Raw genomic sequence first — 24,464 nt, 5'->3', positions numbered from 1 at the left:
AGTTCCGATGCAACAACTGCTAATACTGTTCCAGATCGGTGGCATCGCATCAATGACAAAATCCGTGTATGCACTGCTTGGGCTCGAATGGGTGATTAGCACGTATGGCGTCTGGCCATCCTTCGGACTGCTGTTTGGCGGGGCGATGGTACTTGGAACAGCGGGTGTCGCTATATCAGCCGTCTTATCTCGGGATGGGAACCAATCCGCGCCAACGGATAGCACACTTTCCTCAATACTAAGCTCTGACGACTCTAACACGTCAGTGGATACTGCTGACGATGACGTAGTGACTGAGGCCGCACGCCGGCTACAGCAGTCAGGCGAAACAATCACTCAAGAAAAACTGGCACAATATATTGAAAACGTCAAGCGGGACCAAAACAGCGTCAAAAACGGGCGGACTGGGGTAATCAATGACCCCATCGAGCGCTCTGAATCGGCCGGGTTGGCCGTGTCTCCTGAGCGGATAATCGAGTCAAAGAGTTACATCAAACGGCTCGGCGATCAAGGAACTGAAAAGTATGCTCGATCACTTATTATCGCGGATTACCCGAGTCGTGTGGCCCCCGGTTGGCTGGATAAGCTCTTCACTAACGGGCTGTCAGTTAATGGAACAGAACTCCGTGTGTCATACCACATTTTTCCTCGAAGCTCTGACAAGATGCAACAGAAACTCAATGTTCGGGCGACACGGCTTACCTCGCAGATCCGGCGGAAAAAGAACGATGGGAAACTCAACACCATCGAAGAAGAAAACCAGTTGCAACACGTTGAACGACTCCGAGAGGGACTAACAGAGGGATCTACAAAGCTATTCGACTTCGGCGTGTATTTCGAGATTTTGGCTGACGACGAAGACACTCTCAACGAAGGCACGCAGGAACTCAAGCAGATTCTCTCACAAGTGAACGCAAAGGTGACAACACTCTACGACCGGCAGCTACAGGCACAACAGTCAATGGCGCCGTTAGCGAGTGATCAGATCCGGAACACACAGATTATGGATCTTGATGCATTGGGTACTGCATTCCCCTTCACTGATCGATCAGTCGTGGAATCGACCGGTGTTCTGATGGGGTTCCATATGTCGACAAATGCGCCTATTGTTGTGGACCGGTTCGAACAGTCGGGCCATAATATGCTGATATCCGGAAAGATCGGGTCTGGGAAGTCATATCTGGCCAAGCTTACTCTGTGGCGGCGCCTAATGATGGATCCGGAGACAGAAGTCCTGATTATCGATCCCGTCGGTGGTTTCGGCGATGTTGTCGAAGCTGTAGACGGCCAGCGCGTGACCATTGACGGGCGGTCGCGAATTAACCCCTTAGACATCAAACAGGTCGATAATATTGATGACGTTGAGGGAGACCCATACGATGACAAAATCCGGAGTGTAATGGGGCTGTTCGAGTCACATTTCCAGGGGAAACGAGAACTCAGTAAAGAGGAGGAGGGCGTACTCCGCCGTGCAATCCGCTACGCGTACCTTGAGCAGGGTATTACTAAAGACGTGAGTACGCACAATCAGCAAAGCCCTGTAATTCAGGATGTGTTAGACGTTCTTGCACGAATGGCAAATGGATCACCACCTGGTGAGTTCCTCAACGTGCCAGAAACCGTTCAGTCAGAAATTACAACGATCAATACTGAAACTAGTATCGAGGACCGCGAACAAGCTGAACGGCTCGCAGACTATGCCCAAAGTGTTCTCCTTGGATTAGAAGAGTTCAAGAAGGGTGGACAGCGCGCAAACCTCAATGGAGACACGAACGTTCATCTGCAAGACCGGGTTGTTCAGTTTGATCTTTCGAGCGTTGCTGATGGGTCAAACGAAGGGCTGATTATGCACATCGTGCTTGACTGGCTCTTCCAGCGGGCGAAGGCCAGTACTGGGAAGATGGTCGTGATGATTGACGAGGCACACTATATGCTCGGTCATGAACAGGCGCTGGATATGCTGAACCTGTTTGCCCGGCACAGCCGCCACTACGGAAGTGGCCTGACGCTTATCAGTCAGACTGTCGATGAGTTCATGACTGATCCGAAGGCGAAAGAAATCTACGACCAGTGTGATATTCGGGCACTGATGCGACATCAAGATATCGGCGAAGAAGCCATCGATGCTCTTGACTTGACACCTCGTGAACGGGACTTCGTGCTCCAAGCTCAGGCCGGGAACTCGGCAGACTACTCCGAATCACTTCTCTCCGTGTCTGATGCTGGGAAAATGCGTATGCGGGTGATGTCGAATGACTTCGAGCACCACGTCATAGATGGTGATATGAACGTGTGGGCTTTCCTGTACGATAACGATCTTATTGAATGGAGCGACATTCCGGACCACGAAGAGCAGGCAGTCGAACAGATACTCAATGTGAATGCTTCAAGCGCTCTCTCCTGAAAAATAATGGCGATGACCACTCGTCGGTATGCACTGACTTGGAGCAACGCTCGACACGTTCACACTCTTTCACAGGTGTTACTCTTCTAGTAGCGATGGCAGTCAGAACATACCCAGGATGGCATCGTTTCTGTGTTAATAGTCCAGTGGTTGGCCTTCGTTGGGAGCGACTATCTCCCGGTAGCAGTGTGAAATCTCCGACTAAGTATAGTCATGCACCTGCGGTCCACAGGTAGAGCGATTCAGCAAACTCCCCGTTCGTCAGTTTACCGTCACGACGTATGTGAAACGCATACCGGCCAGCATACCAGAGGCGCCTATGAACTGCTCCGGGTCAAGCCCCGTCCACTCACCCACTCCGCCGGTAGAGATACCAACACACGTCATTCACACACTCCGTGTTTGCTTACCTAATACACTCCGAGAAGTTTGGTATGTTAGTGTCTGCTACTACCGTCAAATGGTATATTTTTCAGCGGAGCACGCTGCTGTGTTGAAACGCGACCTCTGAGCCAGAGTGAAGTGATACCAGTTTTGAAAGAATAAGTCCCAGCCGGGCACACGGCGGCTTAATTACCGCTTCCCCATTCAGGTACCGTTATGCAACAGTACAGATCACACCGAACAGCGTATAATTGCTAAAGACCCACAGGGATATCTGGATCCGAATTGGGGCACCAGTGCACTGAGAGAACATCTAGAAAATCAGCCACAGACACAGTGGCGAACCTTTGATCGACCACTGTATCAGGAAGTAAATCCTCAGCGTATCCTTTGGCAACCACGTCGTCTCGTCCGTTTACGATACAACCGGCGGTATCCAGTAGCTGCGGCGTTGTCTCTCACAGAGTTTCGACTGTCAACCAGTGATGGCCACCTGTATTTCGTAGAGACTGTCGAATATATCCAGTCATCTGTGAAGGCACTGATGAACGCGAACGGATAGTATGAATCTCCTGCCAGTGAGTCAGCTCGATCGGGAATTACCGCTTGAGTGATTAGTGCGACTGTTAGACCCAATGAAAAACGCCGACAGCAGTGCGTGGAAACCAGCAGACTACCAGGATAGTTGTGCTCACGTCATCTCTCCCGATTTATTCAGAACTTATGCAGCCCCCACTGTCACAGGTTAGCTCCCGCCAGCTGGATACCATATCATCAAACGTATCTAACTTCGATACAGGAAGTCGCGACATGTACGTTCTGAAGAAGGCGTCTGAGGCCGGTCGCAGTAAGAAGACTATACTCGTCCGTGTAGCCGGGTTGTCGCATGAGCTGACGAGAAACGAATGAACGCTTGACCCCGCTTTCAGCCGTGTGTGAACTGGGTGAGTAATGTCCTGAGACAACTCACTCGAAGAAGCCAAAGTGCCGGATGTAACCGTACAAGAACAGAAGCGGTGTTATCAACGAAAGCGTCAATACAAGCGAATGGAGCCGTGACAGCAAGAGGACATCCGGAAGGAATGTCCTTGCCGCTGTCGACTTGTCATAGAACGCTCTATTCGAGACGGACTGAAAGTCGTCGTGGTCAACAGTAGCTTGGACATATGCGTTCACACGGGTGGCTTCCACATCTCCGTTTGCGTCTGTTACAGCATTGCCTGAGGCAGTAGGTGACTTAGGGACTGCTCCCTGAAGGTTCACTTTGCGGCCTGAGATGGGGTGGCCTGTCTCAGGGTCCTCAACGTGAATCTGTAACGAATTACCGGAGCCGACTTGCCTTATTTTCACACTCGGTTTGCGCCGTTCCACTCGCTTATCAACATCTACGGGTACCGATTGTCCATGAATCGTGACTAGATCTGTCACAGGCTGTTCAGCATTGGTGATGACAATGCGGTGGTATGCAACTGGTTGTCTTGGTGTAATCTCCACGCCGGATTGGAGGGATTGTGAAACATCGATGTTGTGCCCTTGATATCCGATAACCTGAGTCTTAGCGGAGCCAGATCCGACCGCTGTCACTGTCGGTTTTCTGTCCATCCCAACCAGCTGCGTCTGTGGAACGTGTGGCGGGTTCGAATCCATCGAAACATCACCATCTGGCTCATATAGATTCACTGAATCATACTGGCGCGTTGAATACGTCCGCCACGTGCCATCTACTGAATAGTCGGAACCCATCGCCAGATAGCTCCAGAGTTTCCGGTCTTCGAGTTTCGATGGAGACACAGTCTGCCCGTTCCGTGGTCCCTGTATCGTGAGAATAAGATGTTTCATATTTCCATCGGTTTCAACAACAGTCTGTTCCACCTCAATCTCGCCCGCGTCTGTCACAACGACTTCTTGACTATCACTAACCTGGATCTGATCGAACCGGTACCGGTCATCAACATCCGTCTGTGATCGCTGCCAAGTTCCATCAGATGGAGCATCGCCATATCCATCGTGTGGATCCCAGTTGTATTTTTTTGTTGTGCGTTCAACTCTGACTGAGATTTCGGCGTGGACAGTGAGTTGTTGGGGTGAATTCGACGATAGGCCGCTGTAAGAGATCGTATCACCTCCGGATATGCGCCTCCCATCAACAGTAACCCAGCGTTTCATCTCTGTGTGCAGTTCGTACTCCCAGCACGTCTGGGAGCCATCGATGTAGACTTCCTCGTCTCTCCCGTCTTCGTCAACATCCCAGTCAGAAGTGTCGTAATCTTTGCCAGAACAGCTACCGTCTCTAGGAATGTCTTCTGGAACGCGGTAGTCAGCGTGGTTCAGGACAGTTCCGTCGGCGCCAATAAACATCGGTGATGACCTGGAACTGAATTGCGGTTGTGCACCACCGTGAATCCCGAGTAACGTTACGTGTGCATTTTTTATTAGTGCAGTGTTTCGCTGATCGGATTGCGGCATGGCCCGTGCGTGGCGCACACCGGTGTCTAACCGATCTAAGCTGTTCCGTTGGTAATCATGCAAAGTGGTGTCCGTAATTTCGTACTGGGGCTTACTTGTACGGAATGTCAAATCGCCAATCTTCGCAAATGTCTTGCCCCCGTCACTCAGGTCACCGGACACTGAGTCTGGGTCTTTGTCGACATCTCCGGAGAGGAAAACTCGCTCTTCTGCCCCTGATAACGTCCCCTGTGCAGGTAGCGACAGGGCAAGGACCACGAAAAAAATGATTCCTGAGGTCCAGATAAGTTGATGCATGATATTGAAACTGACGTGACCGCTTACTACACCTTAGATGAGAGCGTTCAACAACTGTACAGCTGTCATCACAGCGGTAGCCCCTGCCACGCCAATGAAGGAGTTTCGGATTCGTTTCCGTCCCGTGTCGCTCTGTTCGCTGTCGGTGCCAGCTGTCATGTACTGGAACACACCGAAAGCACCGTTCGGAATTGCGACTGCAGCGATGACAATCGCAAGGAAATCACCGACCTGATTCATTTGGTTTTTGAGCTCTTTTTTCTGTTTATCGGCGGTATCTGCTGCGACGGGGCTTACGAAGACGTTCAAGACCACGAATGTCAGTATCATGATCTTGAATATTTCTTTCGTGTCAATTCTTTCCATACCAGCACTCCACTGTGCCATATTATACAGATTTTGCTGCTATAAAATAAGTCTAGTGGTTTTTGAACTATCATGCATGCATTAACATTTATCCGGCATACTCAATTTAGTTTTGCCGCCTCAGACCGGCATACGGGAGTTCGTCCCAGAGTGTAGTTGGTCGCTTCGGCGAAGGTTGCGACCTCAACGACTCGAATGCCATCCACATCCACTGCTTGTCCCTGTGGAACCACAAACACAGTAACGCCCCGATCTTTTGCTGCAACGGCCTTTTCACGCACGTGTTGCACCTCAATAACCGTCCCAGACCGCGTCAGACCGCCAGTCATGGCGACGCTTCCGTTCAATTCAATACAGGGGTTCGTTGCAGCAAATCCAGATGCCAATGAAAGTGCAGCACTCCCACCGCCAACGGTATCCCAACTCTCTGGCGGGTTGATCCTGATGACAGTGCCACGATATGGTGGCGGAGACTGGCTCTCGTTGGCTACTGACCATGCATGCACGATGGAACGCTGAACCGTAGCAGTATGTGCGACCGGCGCTACGTCCAGATATACGCCGCTGGCTGGGACAGCATCTATTTCCGCCGGCACGACCGTTGCCTTGCCTGTGGCTGTGTTGTACGCATACAATGACGCCGTGGCAGATGTCGTATCACTGCGTGATTGGTTCGTACCTGCAAAGACGGCCATAGATTCTTGATCCTGTTCAACAGTCTCAACGCGACTTTCAAGCGATCCGGTCCGGTTATTGACTGCGCCTGTCCAGCTCAGATTCAGAACAACGATGCCAACCAGCAATAGGATGAGTGTACGGTCCGTATTCACAGGACAATCCTCTGCATATACAAAGAAGTATCTGGTATATAATAACCTTTACCTTAGTGGAATAAACATCTAAATTCACGGACCGAATATTTGAAATGGTAATTGACGGGAGGAGAAAAAAATCGGAAGGGACTGCAGAGCAAGCCACTGTCACTCGTGGGGTAGTGGCTGCGTTGTTGCTACTTCAGATTGACTTCCCGGGCATCCCCGACCTATACCAACTGTTCAAAAACGGAATCGAATGGTTTCTGACGAACGCCGTTTCGGGGCTTCTGGACACTCTGTCGATGATATTCTCTCTCGGTTATGAGATGTTCCTTTTTTACCCCAATCCGGCGAACGTTAGCGTATTAAATACGCTCTGGAAGATATCATTCAGTGCGTATGTGGCAGTGGCTGGCCTGTCGTTTCTGTATATCCTCTTGATGGCGCAGTATTTCCCAGGAGCGGATTCAGCTGATCTACAGTTGCATCTGGAAAAGGTGACAAAGTACTTCGTAGCAATCTTGATGTCACGTGAGCTGATAGCGTTTTTTGTTGCGTTCACGCACACACTCACTGGGCTGTACTATCAAACATCCTATGATCTCAGTATTGGCGTAACAATTACCCGGGCTGTAATGGACGAAGTCGGATTGTACGTCGGCTACAACTGGGGATTACTTGCTGCAGGTCTTATGCTCATCACTGGACTTGGCCTGATACTGATACTCGTTCTGCGTATGTTGATTATCTACGTAACGTACGCGCTGTTGCCGCTATTACTTGCATTTAAACTCGTGAGCGTCGGGCCATGGAAGCGTGTCAATGCCATGGGTGAAAAATTCATCAAAGTGAGTGCAAAGTTAATGTTGTTTGGCATACTAGTGACTGCGTTAATTTGGTCAAGTACGCTGCTAACTGATTTCAGCACGTATGATAGTGCCTCCAGCGGAACGTTTGCCGGTGGGGCCACGGTCAATGATTCTGTCCCTGATGGACAGTTCTCGACTCATGGACAGCTCATACAGTATATTGAGGACTTCTTTTTCCTCATCACACCCTTACTGATAATCGACTTCATCGGGTTCAAACTAGTCATGGATCTATTATGACAGGTACCTGTGCAGCCAGCGCGTATCGACAGTTCTGCTCCGGGGGAAGACAATGAGTTTCACCTTTCAAATCAGGTCTGTGCTAGAACACACTCAGTTGCCGCTAACTGTCTTCCCCGCCGCTACCGACCAGCCGGTCCCACTGGTTCTTGCCGGTCTCAGAGATCCCCTTCGAGATTTCGCTAACAGCGTATTCGCCGCCATATTCGATCTTATAGTGAAGCTATTCTCAGATATCATAGAAGAGTTTCTCCGGATCGATCCTTCGTACCTCCAGCAGTTCGAATCAATATATCAGGTCAGCGTGACAATCCATCTCGCGCTGCTTTCGTTGTATGCAGTATCAATCTTTGGGTCGTTCCAGTTGTTCCCCAGTACAGAGAAGACGGATCCCTACCGGTTTGGTGTTCGTGCTCTCGCTGCAACGACATCAATTTGGATTGTGAATCCACCGGGCTGGGGTGCGAATCTCTTCGGCAAGGGAGCATTTGCGTGGGCCTTTGTCGTCACAAATAATCTCTCCGAATGGTATCTCAGTCAGGTTGGCACATCTATTTCCTTCCAGAGTGGCACAATCGCTGGTGCGCTGAGCGGTCCCTTTATGTTGCTTGCAGCGGGCATCCTCATCGGCAAGGTAATACTTCTTGCTGAAATCGTTTTGCTAGTCCTGCTCGTGGCACGACAAGTGATAGTTCTGGTCACATATGGGCTGTATCCGGTACTTATTATCTTGTGGGTAGTCGACCATGGGCCGCTCAAATACGGGAGTAAGCTCGCGTCGAAAATGTTCAAGACCTCGACGATGCTTCTTGCTGGTGGTATCCTCATAGCGGCCGTATTTACCGTCGGACTCGGCCTCATCAGTGGAAGTAGTCAAATATTCGCTGGTGGAACGCCACCGGCTCAATCAGCAGTAAGTGGACCGCCTGTCCAGGGCGGTGTGTTCGCTAGCTCAGGTGGTGGCGATGTGATCCTTAATTTCCTTATCAAAGCCGTCATCATCATCGGGATTCTCGTCCTCCCGACACTGATGCTGACACAGATGTTAGGCGTTGTGGGAAGTGCTGTCACAGGCATCGCACAGGTCGGTGCCGCGGTTGCAACAAGTGGTGCAAGCGCTGCCGCATCACTCGCTGGACAGGGCGGGAAAATGGTTGCAAAGAAGGGAGTCAAGAAGGGCGTGAAAGCGACTGCAAAGAAAGGGATGAACCAAGCGAAAAAAGGCGTCAAGAAGCGAGCGAAGGCTGGCGTTAAGCCGGGTGGAACTGCTGGCAATCAAGCCTCGGGTAGGTCTGCCAGTACCATGTCCCCAAGCGCACAATCGCTGACGGATGTCTCGACCGCTCAATCCGAACAGCAGGCCGAATCAGGTGATTCCGCGGCGGACTCCGAAACAGGCTCACGATCACAGCGAAGGACATCCGACTGAGGAATTATTTTAGTATTGTATAGAAAATATTAATACAAAGAAATATAAAAATGAAGTAGATGGCAGGGTCGGGGCCAGGGCGTCTGGAGGACGAGTCAACGCACGGTCAGCGGCTGGCTGTGTCACTCGTAGCTCCGCTTCTGGTCGTTGACATCGGGCTTGAGAGTCTCATCACGTGGATTAATGAACAACTGTTCAAAGCAGTGTTCGAGCTGATCGAGATCCTGTTTTCGAGCGTCCTTTCCGAGATGCTACAACTGGAGCCGTCGTTGCTTGACGAGTTCCAGAGCATGTGGGATCTCTCGATGGTGATTTACTTCTCGTTGTTGGGAGTCTTCGGACTGGCATATCTGGGACTGTTCCAGTTGTTCCCTGACAACGAGAAGATGGACCCGTATCGGTTTATGTCACGAGCGTTGGCGGCGACACTGTCGCTGTTCATCGTCAACCCACCCGGGTCTGGCACGCTGTTTAGTCGTGGCGCCTTCGCGTGGGCGTTTGCGATCTCGAATGAGAGTATCGACCTGTTCCTCAAAGGCGTCAGTCTGAACGCTAACTTGCCGAGCAATCCTGTTGCACAGACCTCCGCAGGGTCGTTTGTGCTGTTGCTGTACGGAATCGCGATTTTGCTCGTCGTGGTGCTCTCACAGGTCCTGTTGTTCGTCGTCCTGGTCGCCAGACAGGTGGTGGTGTGTCTCACATACGGGCTGTTCCCGCTGTTGATACTCTTCTGGGTGGCTGACGTTGGGCCGCTCAAGTACGGGAAAGAACTGGCCGAGAAACTGTTCAAAGCAACCGGGATGTTGATTCCGGGTGGGATACTCATCGCGGGTATCTTCGCCGTTGGCACAAAATTCACCTCCAGAACACTCTCAACCTTCAGCGGCGGAGCAACAGGTGGGACCACCACAGCGGTCTTCGCCAGCGGTCCGAACCCATTGATTCAGATGGCAATGCCAGCCATGACAATTGCTGCGATGGCTGGCCTGACCATAATGTACACCCTGTCGATGTTCGCTGGTTCGCTGGGTGGCGCTGCCCAGATGGCTATGGGGAGTGCCTCGAAGGGCCTGTCGAAGGGCAAAAACACAGTTGCTGGCGCGGTCGGCATCGGTGGCAGTGGGGGTGGCGGCTCCGGGCCGTCGTCTGGAGGCGTTGTCCCCTCGACCGACCCAACGGGTGGGAGATCTGATGACGGCCAGCCGGGTTCAGCAGCGACCGATACCACGGCCCAGGAGCTGTCAGCCACCTCAGCAGTGGCTCCGGATGGTGGCAGTGCTGACTCACAGCCATCAGAGCCGTCGGTCAGCGACTCCTCATACCAGATGGAGTCCGTGCGGGACATCAGAGATAAACCGGGCCACGGGACGGATGAGGACCCTGCCCAGAAACATGACCTCGACGGGATGAGCAGCTACGAGTTCCGCCAGAAATCAGAGGAGGTCCAACAAGAAATTATCGAACAGGCCTTCGAGAATGACAACATCGATGCGCTGAGCGAAGGCATCGGCGAAATTGGCGACAAAGACTTCAGCGACCACCTCAAAGCCGGCGGCAAGAAAGGTGCGTTCAAGTCAATCGCAAAAGGCGGGATTGCTGGTGCAGGTCTCATGCTTGGGACGGCTAGTGGTGGCCTCCCCGCCATTGCCGCCGCTGCGGCTATCGGCGGCGCAGGCGGCTTCGGGACCGGAGTCGCCAAGTCCATTGGTCTCGATAAGCTCGACAGAGACTACCAGAGCTTGGATGGTATCAAAAACGAAGTTCCGAAAGACGCCAGCAATGTCGCTGACAGTGTCCGCGATTGGGTTGGCTTCTCACCGGGCCAGAAAGACACTCAGAGAGCGACTGGCGATGCTGAAGCTGGTAGTGGCTTCGACAGTGAAAATGTGAAAGATTATGAAAACTGAAATACGCGGCCATGACGAGGAAGATTGCAGTGTAGAAGTATACGATAATAACGGCGACAGACACATAATCAGAATAAATTGGGATGGGACAGTACTCAATCACGCACAAGAGACATACCCTCTTGAGGCTTCAGAGCGCACGGACGAACAAGAGCGGATCATGCAGCAGGTCCGCATACGCGCTGAATACGCGGCACACGCTCACTTCGAAGACGAAGACATTATTGAAGACCCGGCCTGGCTCCCGGGCGAGATAGAGCGAGCGATGGAAGTTATGCGTACCCTGCCCACGGAGACATTTGCTGAACACTTTCGCGAGTATTACGATGCCGTTCGGGACCACACGGGCGAGCGCATCAACGACGATGTCCAATCCGTTGACCGGGTTCGAAAACTCATCCACATTTCAGATGATAATGAGTTTATCGGCTCCTCAGCAACAACCATTCAATACACGGACAAGAATGGGGAAACGCAGGTAACGAATCGAGATGTTGATGAACCTGCACACGCTGACTCGCATGTCGTCACGCTCCCAGCACTAACGTTCGAACGTGATGATTTCGAGTTCCCCGAGTCATTCCAAGCACTCGTCGTCAGCAATCTCATGTGCCAGATTCGGGACATCTACCTCAACATGGGCGAAGAACCACCCACCGAATACCAGGTCGAAGGCATCGGCAAAACGGCGACCCTTCACGATGGCCTTGTCTCCCGGCCGGATGGCTGATACAAGACCTGAACAAGCGAAGAGTCCAACACTGACTGGCCGACTCGTTGGCACTGATGCAAAGAGACAGACGCAATCAGAGTTTTTAGCAGGATAATATCAGAAATTATATTCCAAAATAAATGCTGTATTGAATTAATGGTCGAATACAGTTGGGGGCTATTCGGGCTGCTTGCAGTGGCACAGTTTATTGGGACTGGAATGTACGTTCGGCACTTGACTGACAGGCCCGAGGTGCCCGACATGATTGTCTCGCTCTTATTGATCATCGCTGGCACTGTAATCGGGCTTATCTGGACGCTTCAATGGGCGGTTCTCGTCATGCTTGGAGGGGCGGTGACCAACGTCTGGGATGACAGGCATATGGAGTAATAGTGAACCAACGGCTCCGTTTGAGACACCAGTGATTAATGAACTCAAATCACGATGCGGTCGGCGTGGGAGACTACGAACAGGATTCAATGCAGTCGGGCCGCAAACTCCTCGGGGAGATGATGGGGCCAGCCGGGGGCGCAGTGGCCGGAGCCGCTGCCACCGCAGTCGGACTCTCTGGCGGTCTCGCCGTTGCCGCCGGGACTGTCGCCCTCGCCGGAACAATCACCTTCGCTGGAAAACAAATGAACAAGCAAGGCCTTCGGGACGGCATTTCCAACACGGCCTCTGCTGTCTCAGACCTGACCGTTGGCGCCTACTCAGACTTCAAGCAAAGCATGGCTCAATCCAGAGTGGCTGCCGAAGAAGCGCAAGGGGCTGCTGAGAGTGCCAGTGGTTTCGGTAGCACAACAGATACTGATGAGCTTCGATAATTCATGAAAACAAAAATAACTGGTTCTGACTCAGAACAGGGAATTGGAGTAGAGGTATATGATGAAAACGGTTCACGGCATTGGATAGTTGTAATGTGGGATGGTACAGTCCGAGGTCATGAGAATGAAGATTACCCACATAAAAAAGAAGAACGAACCGATGAAGAGCAGCGAATAATGACTCAGGTCGAAGCTCGGGCACGGTTCGCGGCCCAACAGGAGTTCCCGGAGGCGGATATCCTGAGCCCGATGTGGCGGCCAGAACACATCAAGGCTGGTATCGAGGCATTCAGCAACTACCCCATGGAACAATTCTTAGAAGATTTCCGGGAGTACTACGAAGCGCTCAGAAACCCGATGCAGTACATCGACGATAGTCCCGTCAACCAAGAGTCGATTATCGTCAACTTAGCCGTCCACTTCGATGATAGCGAAGTACTCGACGTGTCAGACGTGGTTATCGACTACAAACTCACCGATGGTAGTGAGCACCGCATCGGCTCGAATCCGTCGTACCCCAACAAGGAGCTCATCTTTGCGATGCCGGAACTGGAATTCGCTGACGGGTTCGAGTATGAAGAAGAATTCGCTGATGTGATTATGTCACACCTGATGGCCCAAATTCGGGATATCTACCTCAACATGGGCGAAGACCCACCGGCAGAGTATCGCGTCGAAGGTATCGGGAAACTCAACATCGTCGGCGATGGTATCGGTGCAACATAGAGCACCAAATACGACGGCAACCATTCCAAACCGGTGTCAGCGACCGTTTCGTGTCCGTTCATCAGCGACCAATACCACGGTTCAGGACCCATTAGCCACCTCAACGAGTGGTGGTACAGGTCTCATGCTTGGGACGGCTAGTGGTGGCCTCCCCGCCATCGCCGCCGCTGCAGCCATCGGCGGCGCAGGCGGCTTCAAGAGCGGAGTCGCCAAGTCCATTGGTCTCAATAAATACGCCAACCAAGACTACCAGAACCGGAATGGCATCACAAACGAACTCCCGAATTACGATGAATATCTGCGACGAAACCAATGCGAGGTTAACCTATTAGGATTCAGATACAAAGCTCCGGACAAGGTGGTGTGGACCTCAGTCAGTGAGTGGCGAGTTGTGCGCCATGAAGGCTCGAAGTGAGCGCGACTCGAACGTGGGTCTGCCAACTCTGGCTCAGTTCGGATGGGTCCGTGATCGGCGTGGCGCTGGACGTCGGTGAACCGATGGCGTGCTTGGGGCACCGGAATCGCATGACTCTCGTGTGGGTTGGCCCGTCGTGTGCAGTTCCACTCAGACACTGCCAGGTGTGCCGAGATATATCTGTATTCCAATAGGTGCTTGCGAGGACTGTGCGGGCAGCTCTCACCCCATCCGAGTTCCGCGATGCGCCACCGATATCTATGTTCTATTTCTTATGTATTCTCGTCAAACTCATCCGCCTCACGACTGAATCCCTGCGGACAAGATAAAGAGTGTAAACAATCCGGGTATATCGGTGAATTACCCCGCCGCCGTCTTGCGATTTGGTACTAGTTCAGTCGGAGGGTGATAATTCAGTGCCGGTGATTCAAACCGGGCAAAACCGACGCCATCTTGCGATTTCGAGGTGATAGTGATAGAAATAAAGGAATTTACCAAATTTTGATATTTGAGCGGAGAGTCGCCCAGAACAAATTTGATTATGAGGAAGAGGGCAGATATTCTGATCGTAGAATGGTAGCTAAGTGTTAGCTTTATTATCAAAAGAGAAGAGCCAATAGCAGTGATCGGTTACATAAACTCAGATACGTCTCGCCCCTGCTCTCTCGATTCGGTTTCGTCCCGATCTTCAGTCTCATCTGAGTCTCCCTCTGCGTCTGATTCAGTTGGTGATTCACCGCCTTCCTGCTCGGCAGATTCCGTTCCGCCTATGCTGGGATTTGGCTCCGACTCAGAGAAGAGTCCCCCAGTGTTGTCGTCCGAGTCTGGGCCTTGATCGACACCAGTAGATTTGTCTTCTGAATCTGATAGGTTTGAGTGGTCTGCATCCGGAGACGTGACAGCAGTGTTTGCTGTTGTCTGGTCGAGTGGGTCGCTCGAATCGTCGTCGCCCAACCCATCTGTCGCGTCGACAGTCGGCTCGACGTCATGGTCACGATCCGGCTCACTGTTCGTCGAGTCGTCGTCTTCAATCTCATCGTCTGACTCACGAACCAATTCCCCGAGTTGCGACTGAGCGAGCGAGAGCCAACTGTCATGTTCTTCCAGTTCGGTGTCATCCTCGGAAGGTTCCGGTTCCGAACTGCCCGGTGACTCCGCACCCTGTTCCGGAAGACTATCGCGAACGTCCTCCAGTTCATACGACTGGCCGTGGACCCATGTCGTTCGAGAGACGGCAACGCACTCACCGGGCTGGAAGTCTCGGAGCAGACCAGAGGTGATCGGCGTCTTATCCTTCTCTTTGTACGTGTCCCGAGCCTGCGTTCGTGGGTTCTCGCCGCGCCCCTGGTGGCTCATCGACACCATCTCAGAACGGTCGTACTGACGACTCTCGCCAAGTTCGTCGAGGATAAAGTCCGTCGACTCCGTGTCACCCGGGCCGAAATAGACTCCCTGTGGGCAGTTGCCCACAATCCCAGAGATAGTACTGTACGTGTCCTTGAGCTGGCCGATGGTTTGGACGCCGACCAGTGCGCGAGCCTTATGCTTCCGTCCCCGGGCCGTGAGGTTCGTTACCTGCGTGAGCGACGGCAGCGCGTCAATCTCGTCGAGGATGTGGACCGTCGGGTTTGAAGAATTCATCGCATAGCGGATCGACCAGTCTACGAGCAGTTGGTACATCGGCCCGAGCGTTTCCAGTTCCGTTGGGTTCGAGTCGATGATGAGGACCCGCCCCTCCGGGTTCTCGATGTACTCTTGCAGCGAGAACTCCCCGTACTCCCCGAAGTCGCCAGTGAAGACAGGGTCGACATTCTCCTTGATCGTCTGGTAGACATTCTGTGCGCCTTTCCCCTTGTCAGGGTCAATGTGACCCGAGTCCAGCCGGTCAAACTCGTCGAGGGCTTTCTTGAGGGCAATGTGGCCCTCGTTGAGCAAGGAGACGATATCGGCATGGCAGAGCGCATGGCGGCGATTGTTCTTTTTCGCACTGAGATGGAGATACATCAGCATCTCTGCGAAGGTCTGTTTGGCGGGTCGGTGGAACGGGTCATGGCCGTCGGCCTCACCGAAGATCGCGCCGGCGACCTCACGGAAGTCTGACTCCGAATCAGCATCCTTGAACAGATTCCAGACCACATCGCTATCTTCGTGGCGGATGCGCTGAACCTCAAAGCCTAATTCCGCGTAGAACTCTTGGAAGTCCTCGCCGGTATCGTGGGCGATGACCGCCGTGTCGCTGTAGTACGGGAACTGGTAAGCCAGCAGCTTCATCATCGACGTCTTCCCCGAACCAGTCTCGCCCACAACGGCTGTAGAGACATCCTGATCGAGCGTGAACGGCATCTCAGCCTCGTTGTGTTCGTGAGAGACCTCTTCCAGTGGAACGACAGACTCCCCGTCGTCGTGGTCCCACCGGTTCATCGCGAGCATTTCCGGCGAGGTCCGGCGGAGCAGTTCTCCGGAGAACACGATGCCGACTGAAATAGCATACAGAATCACCGTCGTCGAGTACGAGACCATCGGCAGCGACAATCCGGGCACGGTGAAGTCAGCGAACAGTGTCCCGACCGAGATAGCAGCCAGAACGTGTGCGAACGGGAACAGCAGTGCGACGCTGGGTGTCTGGACCAGCACGTCATAGAAGAATGCCGCGCTAATCAGTCCGAACCCGAGGTAGATGTAGCGCCACGCCCAGAACCGCTTCGGGAGGATCTTGTCGCTATCGACAATCATCGGCGGGAACAGCAGCATGAACCCGGCCCAGACGAACCCAACGACGTTGTCGTACTTGAGACTATTCGGAACCTCCCCAGAGCGTTGTCCTAGTGGCGCAGAGGAACTCGAACTCACTGCCACCACCCAACTTCGCGCTCGGGTTCCTGCTCGCGTTCAAGATCAACTTCGGGTTCGCGTTCAGGTTCCGGTTGTTCTTCGGCCCTCTCCGCAGCACGTTCTGAGAGTGGCTCAGTTTGGCGCTCACCAGTCGCTTTCTCAGCCGTGGGCTGTCCGGCGTCTTTCTGCTGACTCTTCTCAGTCGCCCGCTTGAGCGCTTTTTCAGCTTCGGGGTTCAGCGACAATTCCGCTTCGTGGTATTGCTCCCGGGCCTCTTGATCTACGACTCGGACGGGACTGTCTGGTGAGTCACGAGCAGCGGCCGTTGGGTCTCGCGTTCGAGCGGGCTCTTCGTATGCGGTGGCTGCTTGTTCGCGTAGCTGTCGGATGTCTTCCCGGTCCATCTCCAACTCTGCGCGCTCGCCAGTCGCCGCGATGTGTGCGTGTGGGAACTCTGTGTCCCGGTGGACCCCATACACGTAGTCAGTCGTCGGCTGCTGGGCGAACTCACTGTTCATGAATTCCCGGGTGTTGGCACGGACTTCTTCTGGCGAATATTGTCCCGTGGGGTCAGGAGAGACGATCATGTGCCGCTGGAATCCGAACTCTCGGCTCTTGTCGACAAACCGATTCACCTCTGGATCGGACAGTTCTCGGCCAGCGGGATTCCGTAGGTCAACTGTTGCTCCGGCGTCCTGTTCACGATCACGCTGAATGTAATCGACGAGGTTCCCTGCACCACCTTCTTGATAGTCTGTTTTCAGCATCATGCGCTCTCACCTGCCGATTCAACAGCAGACGGGGAAGCTGACTCAGAGTTGCCTTCCTCTCTTGATTCGAGGCACGGATCTTGTCCAACATGCTCACCAGCAAATTTCAGCGCTAGCCGTCGCCTTTCAGCTGAGTAGTCATCTTGGAGCAGTTTCCAGATCGCGATGGTGTATGCTGTTCTGACCTCCTGAATGGTCTTCACCTCCTCCATCGTTCCAGACTCAAACTCCGCTAACAGCTCTTTCACCTCGCGCTGTGCCTCTTCTAGCAGTAGCTCTATGCTCGTGTCAGTGTTGTACCGGCGATACTGGTCCTCCCCAGTTTCTCGGTCGATGTGTTCTTCAATTACCTCGTGTCCGTATTTCGAGGTGGACGTGCCCGCTTCGTCAGCCAACTGGTCAAACCACTCTTTGTACGCTTCGGTCGTATAAATCTGGAGTAGGGTATCTCTCTCAGTCATTCCTGACCCTCCTTGTTTCGGATGTTTGCAACCTCTTCTTGGACTTTCTTTGACGCACCTTCCATCGCAGCAGCGCGCTTGTCTGCTGGGAACTCAGATGAAATTAAGTCCCACAGCGCTACCGAGTAGAACAGTTCCTGATCCGTGTCGATGTCTGTTGCCCCGTCAACCTCTGCCGCGACAATATCTGCTAGATCACCAAGTTCCGACTCAAGATTCAACTCATTGGCTCGTTGCTCTTTCAACTCACGGTCAATTCGCTGTTCAACAGCGTTCAGAACATATTCCGATGGCTCTTCATCTACCTTCCGAGCCTGCCGTACTATCTGATCTCTCTCTTCTTCACTCAGCCGTAGCGAGATGACATCACTCATATGAATCACTCCGTACTGTCAAACTCCGAGCTCTCTTGCGACTCGATACCACCATCGGCAATAACTGCATCCGGCTCTGCCTGGTCGAGTGCTACAGACACCACGTCCACCAACTCGTCTTCGCTAAGATCATTGAGGACGTGTTCAGCCTTCTCAGGCGATAATCCGTGATTCGTTAGCTCTTGCTCGACTGCTTTGGAATGGACGAACTCTTCGAAGTCAGCAACGTGGGGATCAACCTCGTGAGCAACAACGTCCAGCGCATCTTCCGCATCAGCGTCGAGGTCGATAATCTGCTTCTCTTCCCACGACATCTTGATCGTCAACGGATAGTCGCCGTGTTCGTCGACGCGGACTAGCGCTTGTGAGTAGCCTTGACCGTCGCCCAGTGATTCTTTCCCGGCTTCCGCGTGCTGGATGTAGGACTGCTGTTCGCTCGTCAGTCCAGCGCTTTTCGCTGTCTCGTCGCCCAGTTCTGGCTCGCGGTGATGCACCTTGATCGGGCACATCCCCGCGATTTCCTCGGCTGCGCCCTTGTCCTCGAACTCCGAGAGAGTCTGAGACAGCATCACCAGCCGCAGCCCGGCGTGGCGCTGGTGGCGGGCAATCTGGTTCAGCGACTCCAAGTTCGCGTCGTCGTTGAACAGATAGTGGGCCTCGTCGATGATGATTTCTACCTTCTGTTCCATGTTTTTCGCCTGCTGGTACAGCGTCGACAACAGCAACTGCATGATGAACGACTGCTTGCCGAGGCCGCTCCCCGAGCCTTCGACCTGCTGGAGATCCAGATAGACAGCCTTGCTACTGTCATCAATCAGCCGCAAGTCAGACTCTTTCGAGAGATTGCCGAACGTACTCCCCGGACGGAACGGATGCAGCGCAATCGAGAGTTCGTTTGCGTACTGCTGGATTTTCTCCTGAGAGGACTCCGTTGTCGCTCCCGGGAACATTCCCGGGTCTTCCTGGAGGCGGTCAACGACCTCCAAGAAGTCACTCAGGTCCGGCGAGTTCTCTGGCGTGTGCGTCGACGGGTCAGCCGGGTCAATATCGGACTCCGAGAATATCTTGTCGATCAGGAACGTGATCAGGCCGCTGTGCATCTCCAGATCGACATCCCGCGATTGCAGGAAGTTTTCGATGACCCCGTACACTTCGTCTTTCTTGGCGGAGACGGGCTGCATATCCGGAGACTGTTCGAGCACATGGTCCGGCGTCGGATGCATCTCGCACGGGTTCAGCGGCGTCTCGCCGCTGATTGTGATCGTCTTTGCATCCAGCATCTTCGCACTGCCGTGCATATCCCCGACCGGGTCGACGTAGATCTGCTTGACGTCCGACCGCTTTTTCAGCATCCGCATCGCCCGAGCCTGCGTACCGTGGGTTTTGCCGCCGCCGGGCATTCCGGTCACCAGCTCTGAGTGGCCGGTTTCCAGTTCCCACGGGTCGATCAGCAGCGAGGAGTCGTTGTGCCCGTGCAGTCCGTACTCGATGCCGTCGTCCATCCGCAGGTAGTTCGACGAGAACGGGAACAGCGACCCGAGCGCTTCCCCGGTCATCGACGAGAGCCGGTTCTGCCCGAGTTCGTTCGCCCCGATCGGCGAGACTGTCACCAGTCCTGCTTCCTGCCGGCGGGTCGTTCGCTTGACCCCGCAATTCGATGGTGAATCTCGCAGCAGCGTTTCGAGCCGGTTCGTTTGCTTTCGGAGTTCCTCTTCGGTCTCGGCAGTCAACCGGATGAACGCGCCGACACGGAACAGCGACGTGTGGTTGCGCCGGACCATCTGCCGGATGTACTTCGCCTGATTGACCTCCTGCTCGATGTCTTCCGCTTCCAGCTCCCCCTTGTCGTTTTGCAGCATCTTCAGCGACGAGATCCACTCTTTCATCACTGAGACCGCTGCATCCGAGTCGTAAGGGTCAATGTAGATTGAGACATCGACGGCAAGGTCCGTATCGAGTAGCAGTTGCTCCAGCATACCACTGGTCGGATGCTCTGGGTAGGTCTCAATCCAGAAGCAGCGGGTGTAGGTCTCTTGATCGATCAGAGCATGCTCGGCTTCCCATTCGATATCTGTCGGTGCGACCAGCGACCGGTGGTTTTCACCGGGCCGGTGCAGTTGGGAGACGAAGTCTGTCTCGTCGACCTCGTAGTCGGTCCCGCCAACGTCGTCAGTGTCCATGCCCTCCGCAGCGTCGTGGGCTGCAGCACCCTCGCCGTGCTTGATGAGTTCCCGTGCGGAGTACGTCACCGTGGAGACCGAGGCCGCCTCTTCGTACTCACGTTCCGACCGGGTTTCACAGGCCCAGTAGTCCTCAGTCAGATGTGCCAGCTCGTGCGGGCTGACCGACCGACTGCGGCACCGGAACATGTTGTTGACCGCCCTGTCGACAGTCTGGAGCCGGTCGTGCAGTTTCTTGGCCTTGAATTCCTCTCGCTCGGCATCGGTGAGTGTGTCACTGTCGAACCGGCCGAACAGTCGGCCAATAACCGGAATCCCAGCCAGATAATCCGTGACAGAGTCACCTTCCATCTGGAGGTCGTGGATATCATCGTCGGTCACCCAGACGATGATGTAGTACTTGCGCTGGATCTCGGTCTCAGTCTCGACACTACCGTTATCGTCGGTGTAGCGGTTGACGAACTCGGTTAATACCCCACGGAAGATCGAGTGGCTCTTCGCGTCAGGATCTTCGAGCCGGTCGATGTGTGCCTGGATATGGGATTCGTTGTCGACCTCTGCCGTCGTGACGTGGAGTTTCGCTCGCCCAGTCAGCGACTCTGACAGGCGTGTGAGTGACTTGACGGCTTTGCGCCACTTCTCATCATCCTGCAGGGCCATATTGGCGGGTTCGACCTCGACTGCTCCGAGGTATGCTCCGTCGACGCGTTCAACGCCGTGGGGCATGATCCGCTCAAGGCGTGTGACCTGACGAGTGTCCTGATTGCCCTGCCCGTGAGTGTACTGACGCTTTTTGACGAGCCAGAACAGTTTGACTCGTAACCACTCAGTCAGTCGGTAGTGGTCCGGGCGGACTTTATGCAGGATGTAGAGGAAGACCTCGATGACCGCTGTAAGAGCCAACGTTGGGAAGAACAGCGCTGCTGGCACGAATGGCATCCCCATCGCAACGAGGAAGCCAAACGGTGGGATGAGGAACAGAATGAGTTCCCCCAGCGTGTAGTCCCCCCAGAAGTTGGTTGTATCTCCGAGAGATTCGTGAATGATGTTCGTGTTGTATTCGTCTTGTGAGTCAGCCATTAGTCGTCATCCTCCCGGTGGGGCAGGCCGTCGCGGTACACATCCGGCCCTAATACATCGTCATCAGTCGCAAACACGTCCTGCAGCGAGTCATACGACTCAGAGCCATCGGACCCACTGTCGGTGTCGGTCCCGGTTGCAGCACTGTCCTCGTCGGAGAACGGCGGGTCCGAGCCAGACTCGTAGACTCTGGTGTCACCGGAGTTGACCTGTGTCTGGCGCTCGATCTTGGTCTGAGGCTCCAGTTCTGTTTGCCGCTCAACCTCTGTCTGGCGTTCCTCTATCGGGTCAGCATCGCTATCGGAGTCTCCAGATGGAGCACTCCCGTTACTGGAGTTGGTGAACCGGCTGTCAAGGGCACTTCCGGCAGACGCGCCATTGGACCCGCCGCCCCCACTGACGGGGGAAGTGGAGCCACCTGAACCGCCTGAACCACCGGACCCGCTGCTACCACTGCCACCAGAGGGCGGGGCGGAACCGCCTGCGCCGCCACTGCTTCCGCCACCACCGGAGCCGTTGGTTCCGCTTCCACCGCTACCACCGCTCCCGGAGCCACTGCTACTGGAACCGCTCTTCATGCCGGCTGGGTTGGCCGCCATCTGACGGTGGACCATTTGGGCACCCGTGGCAGCGCTTCCAACGCGTCCTTTTGCGGCACCTGAAGCCGCTCGAATCGTGCCCCCGGTCGCCATCGCTGTGCCGGGTCCACCGACCGCTCCAGCGCCAGCCGTCGCCGCTGCACCAGTGGCCGCCGCACCCACCTTGAGTGGCTTTTTGCCACCGGCAAGGGCCTGCTCGCTGAGTTGAATCGCAACGCGGCTACTGCGCTGGATGAGGACCTTCTGTGATTTTGCCGCCAGGTACAGCGTCACGAGGCTAATGAACAGCGACAGGTCAGAGGCCAGTCCCCAGTTTGTCGCCTCGAAGCTCATCCGGATCAGGATTGCAGGTGGAATGCCCGCAGCGAGGACGCCGGGATACGCGCCGGCGACCTGCTTCGCCAGTCCCGAGAAGCGGTTCAGCGGCCAGACTTCCACTGCCCAGAATGTCGCGACCAGCGGCATCGAGAGGGTCATCAGGAAGACCAGCAGCCACCTGGTGATGAAGATGAACGCCGCCTTCAGGTAGACGTACAGTCCGACGATCATCAGAACAATGAATATCCCCAGACTGAGATCCGCAATTGTCTGGACTGAGCCGATTAGTGCGGCTGCCTCAGTCTTCGACTGACCGGAGCGGTAGATTGCTTTTCCGATAGCGTCGAAGAATTGCGTCCCCAGTGAGGCCACTGGGAGCCAGAAGAACAGCGAAAGAAATGCCACTCCGAGGCGACGTAGGAGCTTCTTCCGGATAACAGGGTTCATCGACCCGTACCTGAGCCCAATCATCGCTAGAACAGAAAACTGGATACCGAGTGCTAGCCCAACGATTGCATCGAAGTAGATGCCTGAGATTAACGCGTCCCACGGGGCATTGCTCGCAGACTCAAATGCAATGTCGACGGGGGCCGCTGAATTCGGCCCTTCTGGAGCAGGCGTCCGCACCATTGGGTCGATAATGCTCTCGAAAAACCCGTCAAGATAATCGATTATCTGCGTTTTAATTTGAGCAAGGAAACCACTGATGCCAGCTGTAATTGCCGACGCGAGTTCTCTAATCGCCCTCTCAACGATTTCCTTAACGATTTCTTCACCAATTTCCGACTGCATTGCTACGTCTCCGTCTCCGTCTTTCTCGGGGTTGTGGTGACCCTTTCTGGCTCACCAGCTAGGGTTCGTTTGCACCCGTTACCGGTGCTGTCAAACCTGTCGGTATACTTGATAGGTTGGGTGACGATAACCGGGTCACTCCAGAGGAATCCAACAGTCAATTCCTCCTCCCTTACCGTCGTTTCTTCAACTTTTACGCAGTGTGAGCCGTTGGCGAGGAGAAAAGTAAATTCGACAATTCCCGTCTCACCAGGTTCTATTGGTTCAAACGGATCGCTGTCTTTGTTTTCTCCATTGAGGATTGTCCGCGTTGCTGCGCCGGTTCGCTGGCCCACATTCCGGACAACCACCCCTAAGCTATCGTCGCGGATATTTTTGTGCTCAGTCCCAGGAACAGTTTCTTCAAACTCAAACGTGGTGCCCAGTTCGAGTGGGAGTTTAGTTTCGACGCCGTCACCACGGAGATAGAGTGTGTGCTGGCCCCGAGGCAGCGGTTCATTCGAGTCCTCTCCTTCTGTTAGTGAGAGGCGTATCCGGGTTTCACCAGAACTGAAATAGTCGCTGGAGAACTCCCGCCCGGACTCTGTGATGAGGCTGACCGATGACGGCTCGATCTCATCGGTCACAGCCACTTCCAGAGCCAATTGGCGGCCGTTCTCGACAATCTCAATCGATGTTTCTTCGATGTAGTCGGACTGCTCTTCTGGCGGGCTGGCGCTTCCGCCGTCTCCGCCACTGTCATCAAACAGCCCGCCACTGCATCCTGCAAGCGTGGCAAGACCCCCGCTGAGGAGTCCAAGCACGGTTCTGCGGTCGATACTGCTATTTCGTGGTATATCTTGCTTTGTCATGGATTATACCAACCGATGAATTTGCCTCTTGTCCAGACGTCGTAGCCGTACAGTACCAGCACAGCCGGCAACAGCGTCAGGAGCGTCACTACAGCGAGGTCGATGAACTCCGATAGGTCCGGAAGATCCACCTCATACGCAACGCGTTCTTGCGTGTCCCGAACCGGGACAGCACGCCCTTGCTCCCACCAGATTTGGGTCGGACGATAGGTGACTATCGCCGAGGAGACTTCGCCTTGGTCGACGGTGACCGTAATCTCATCATCGCCAGAGAGTGATCGCTCGACCCGAGACTGTCCCGTTGCGACAGTGACGTTCCCTGCCGCAATCGGGAAGCCAGCCTTCGGTTCGAT

Annotated in this window: 19 protein-coding genes and 1 pseudogene; 9 read left to right on the top strand and 11 right to left on the bottom strand. The window is 54.2% G+C overall.

Annotated features, from left to right (window positions below; translation table 11 throughout):
- The first annotated feature begins 7 nt into the window (after positions 1-7).
- Entirely contained in the window at positions 8-2,404 is a 2,397-nt protein-coding gene (locus RBH20_RS19380) for a VirB4 family type IV secretion system protein (RefSeq protein ID WP_306711780.1), read from the top strand.
- A 1,350-nt stretch (positions 2,405-3,754) separates the two neighbouring features.
- Here RBH20_RS19380 and RBH20_RS19375 read toward each other — a convergent pair.
- The 3 genes from RBH20_RS19375 to RBH20_RS19365 all read right to left on the bottom strand — a co-directional run bounded on the left by RBH20_RS19375 (position 3,755) and on the right by RBH20_RS19365 (position 6,747).
- The gene (locus RBH20_RS19375; RefSeq protein ID WP_306711778.1) at positions 3,755-5,146 is read right to left on the bottom strand and encodes an Ig-like domain-containing protein; all 1,392 of its coding nucleotides are present in this window, start codon (positions 5,144-5,146) and stop codon (positions 3,755-3,757) included.
- A 438-nt stretch (positions 5,147-5,584) separates the two neighbouring features.
- Positions 5,585-5,938, bottom strand: coding sequence for a hypothetical protein (locus tag RBH20_RS19370; RefSeq protein WP_306711776.1), 354 nt, complete (start codon positions 5,936-5,938; stop codon positions 5,585-5,587).
- Between the two features lie 80 nt (positions 5,939-6,018).
- Complete coding sequence (locus RBH20_RS19365; RefSeq protein ID WP_306711774.1) at positions 6,019-6,747, bottom strand: S16 family serine protease; 729 nt, start codon at positions 6,745-6,747, stop codon at positions 6,019-6,021.
- A gap of 95 nt (positions 6,748-6,842) precedes the next feature.
- Between RBH20_RS19365 and RBH20_RS19360 the strand changes: the two genes are divergently transcribed.
- From RBH20_RS19360 to RBH20_RS19325, 8 genes are all read left to right on the top strand, one after another.
- Entirely contained in the window at positions 6,843-7,841 is a 999-nt protein-coding gene (locus RBH20_RS19360; RefSeq protein ID WP_306711772.1) for a hypothetical protein, read from the top strand.
- 52 nt (positions 7,842-7,893) lie between these two features.
- A complete protein-coding gene (locus tag RBH20_RS19355; protein WP_306711770.1) occupies positions 7,894-9,270 on the top strand; it encodes a hypothetical protein in 1,377 nt (458 codons plus the stop codon).
- 59 nt (positions 9,271-9,329) lie between these two features.
- The gene (locus RBH20_RS19350; RefSeq protein ID WP_306711768.1) at positions 9,330-11,177 is read left to right on the top strand and encodes a hypothetical protein; all 1,848 of its coding nucleotides are present in this window, start codon (positions 9,330-9,332) and stop codon (positions 11,175-11,177) included.
- 160 nt (positions 11,178-11,337) lie between these two features.
- Positions 11,338-11,907, top strand: coding sequence for a hypothetical protein (locus tag RBH20_RS19345; RefSeq protein ID WP_306711766.1), 570 nt, complete (start codon positions 11,338-11,340; stop codon positions 11,905-11,907).
- 138 nt (positions 11,908-12,045) lie between these two features.
- Positions 12,046-12,279 carry a hypothetical protein gene (locus RBH20_RS19340; RefSeq protein WP_050038651.1) on the top strand — a complete coding sequence of 78 codons (234 nt, stop codon included), beginning with the start codon at positions 12,046-12,048 and terminating at the stop codon, positions 12,277-12,279.
- A 38-nt stretch (positions 12,280-12,317) separates the two neighbouring features.
- Positions 12,318-12,713, top strand: coding sequence for a hypothetical protein (locus tag RBH20_RS19335; protein WP_306711763.1), 396 nt, complete (start codon positions 12,318-12,320; stop codon positions 12,711-12,713).
- Positions 12,714-12,890: 177 nt separating this feature from the next.
- Positions 12,891-13,439 (top strand): hypothetical protein, encoded by a 549-nt coding sequence (locus tag RBH20_RS19330; protein WP_306711761.1) that lies wholly within the window; start codon positions 12,891-12,893, stop codon positions 13,437-13,439.
- Positions 13,440-13,563: 124 nt separating this feature from the next.
- A complete protein-coding gene (locus RBH20_RS19325) occupies positions 13,564-13,854 on the top strand; it encodes a hypothetical protein (RefSeq protein ID WP_058992359.1) in 291 nt (96 codons plus the stop codon).
- A 630-nt stretch (positions 13,855-14,484) separates the two neighbouring features.
- Here the strand turns inward: RBH20_RS19325 and RBH20_RS19320 are convergent.
- The 8 genes and pseudogenes from RBH20_RS19320 to RBH20_RS19285 all read right to left on the bottom strand — a co-directional run.
- A complete protein-coding gene (locus tag RBH20_RS19320) occupies positions 14,485-16,704 on the bottom strand; it encodes a type IV secretory system conjugative DNA transfer family protein (RefSeq protein ID WP_306711758.1) in 2,220 nt (739 codons plus the stop codon).
- Positions 16,701-17,456 carry a relaxase/mobilization nuclease domain-containing protein gene (locus RBH20_RS19315; RefSeq protein WP_058992357.1) on the bottom strand — a complete coding sequence of 252 codons (756 nt, stop codon included), beginning with the start codon at positions 17,454-17,456 and terminating at the stop codon, positions 16,701-16,703. The genes RBH20_RS19320 and RBH20_RS19315 overlap by 4 nt, the downstream gene beginning before the upstream one ends.
- The gene (locus RBH20_RS19310) at positions 17,453-17,917 is read right to left on the bottom strand and encodes a hypothetical protein (RefSeq protein ID WP_306711755.1); all 465 of its coding nucleotides are present in this window, start codon (positions 17,915-17,917) and stop codon (positions 17,453-17,455) included. Before RBH20_RS19310 ends, RBH20_RS19315 begins: the two co-directional genes overlap by 4 nt.
- Complete coding sequence (locus tag RBH20_RS19305; protein WP_306711754.1) at positions 17,914-18,291, bottom strand: hypothetical protein; 378 nt, start codon at positions 18,289-18,291, stop codon at positions 17,914-17,916. The genes RBH20_RS19310 and RBH20_RS19305 overlap by 4 nt, the downstream gene beginning before the upstream one ends.
- A 5-nt stretch (positions 18,292-18,296) precedes the next feature.
- Positions 18,297-21,551, bottom strand: coding sequence for a VirB4 family type IV secretion system protein (locus RBH20_RS19300; protein ID WP_306711751.1), 3,255 nt, complete (start codon positions 21,549-21,551; stop codon positions 18,297-18,299).
- Positions 21,551-23,260: a hypothetical protein gene (locus RBH20_RS19295; protein ID WP_306711749.1), complete on the bottom strand. Its 1,710-nt coding sequence runs from the start codon at positions 23,258-23,260 to the stop codon at positions 21,551-21,553. The genes RBH20_RS19300 and RBH20_RS19295 overlap by 1 nt, the downstream gene beginning before the upstream one ends.
- Positions 23,261-23,262: 2 nt before the next feature.
- Positions 23,263-24,111 carry a hypothetical protein gene (locus RBH20_RS19290; protein WP_306711747.1) on the bottom strand — a complete coding sequence of 283 codons (849 nt, stop codon included), beginning with the start codon at positions 24,109-24,111 and terminating at the stop codon, positions 23,263-23,265.
- Positions 24,108-24,464 (bottom strand): annotated as a pseudogene (locus tag RBH20_RS19285) (hypothetical protein); the annotation flags it as partial. The gene RBH20_RS19290 and the pseudogene RBH20_RS19285, both read right to left, overlap by 4 nt.

Origin of the sequence: Haloarcula sp. H-GB4 (genome assembly GCF_030848575.1) — an archaeon.
Classification (GTDB): domain Archaea; phylum Halobacteriota; class Halobacteria; order Halobacteriales; family Haloarculaceae; genus Haloarcula.
Note: the sequence above shows the minus strand (reverse complement) of the source record. Positions and strands in the feature narration are given on the sequence as shown.

Excerpts from the sequence above, each read along its gene's own strand:
- RBH20_RS19380 (WP_306711780.1), top strand. The coding sequence starts at position 8 with ATGCAACAACTGCTAATACTGTTCCAGATCGGTGGCATCGCATCAATG.
- RBH20_RS19375 (WP_306711778.1), bottom strand. The coding sequence starts at position 5,146 with ATGTTTATTGGCGCCGACGGAACTGTCCTGAACCACGCTGACTACCGC.
- RBH20_RS19325 (WP_058992359.1), top strand. The coding sequence starts at position 13,564 with ATGCTTGGGACGGCTAGTGGTGGCCTCCCCGCCATCGCCGCCGCTGCA.
- RBH20_RS19330 (WP_306711761.1), top strand. The coding sequence starts at position 12,891 with ATGACTCAGGTCGAAGCTCGGGCACGGTTCGCGGCCCAACAGGAGTTC.
- RBH20_RS19355 (WP_306711770.1), top strand. The coding sequence starts at position 7,894 with ATGAGTTTCACCTTTCAAATCAGGTCTGTGCTAGAACACACTCAGTTG.
- RBH20_RS19360 (WP_306711772.1), top strand. The coding sequence starts at position 6,843 with ATGGTAATTGACGGGAGGAGAAAAAAATCGGAAGGGACTGCAGAGCAA.
- RBH20_RS19290 (WP_306711747.1), bottom strand. The coding sequence starts at position 24,111 with ATGACAAAGCAAGATATACCACGAAATAGCAGTATCGACCGCAGAACC.
- RBH20_RS19370 (WP_306711776.1), bottom strand. The coding sequence starts at position 5,938 with ATGGCACAGTGGAGTGCTGGTATGGAAAGAATTGACACGAAAGAAATA.
- RBH20_RS19335 (WP_306711763.1), top strand. The coding sequence starts at position 12,318 with ATGAACTCAAATCACGATGCGGTCGGCGTGGGAGACTACGAACAGGAT.
- RBH20_RS19295 (WP_306711749.1), bottom strand. The coding sequence starts at position 23,260 with ATGCAGTCGGAAATTGGTGAAGAAATCGTTAAGGAAATCGTTGAGAGG.
- RBH20_RS19350 (WP_306711768.1), top strand. The coding sequence starts at position 9,330 with ATGGCAGGGTCGGGGCCAGGGCGTCTGGAGGACGAGTCAACGCACGGT.
- RBH20_RS19305 (WP_306711754.1), bottom strand. The coding sequence starts at position 18,291 with ATGAGTGATGTCATCTCGCTACGGCTGAGTGAAGAAGAGAGAGATCAG.
- RBH20_RS19315 (WP_058992357.1), bottom strand. The coding sequence starts at position 17,456 with ATGATGCTGAAAACAGACTATCAAGAAGGTGGTGCAGGGAACCTCGTC.
- RBH20_RS19300 (WP_306711751.1), bottom strand. The coding sequence starts at position 21,551 with ATGGCTGACTCACAAGACGAATACAACACGAACATCATTCACGAATCT.
- RBH20_RS19345 (WP_306711766.1), top strand. The coding sequence starts at position 11,338 with ATGCAGCAGGTCCGCATACGCGCTGAATACGCGGCACACGCTCACTTC.
- RBH20_RS19340 (WP_050038651.1), top strand. The coding sequence starts at position 12,046 with ATGGTCGAATACAGTTGGGGGCTATTCGGGCTGCTTGCAGTGGCACAG.
- RBH20_RS19310 (WP_306711755.1), bottom strand. The coding sequence starts at position 17,917 with ATGACTGAGAGAGATACCCTACTCCAGATTTATACGACCGAAGCGTAC.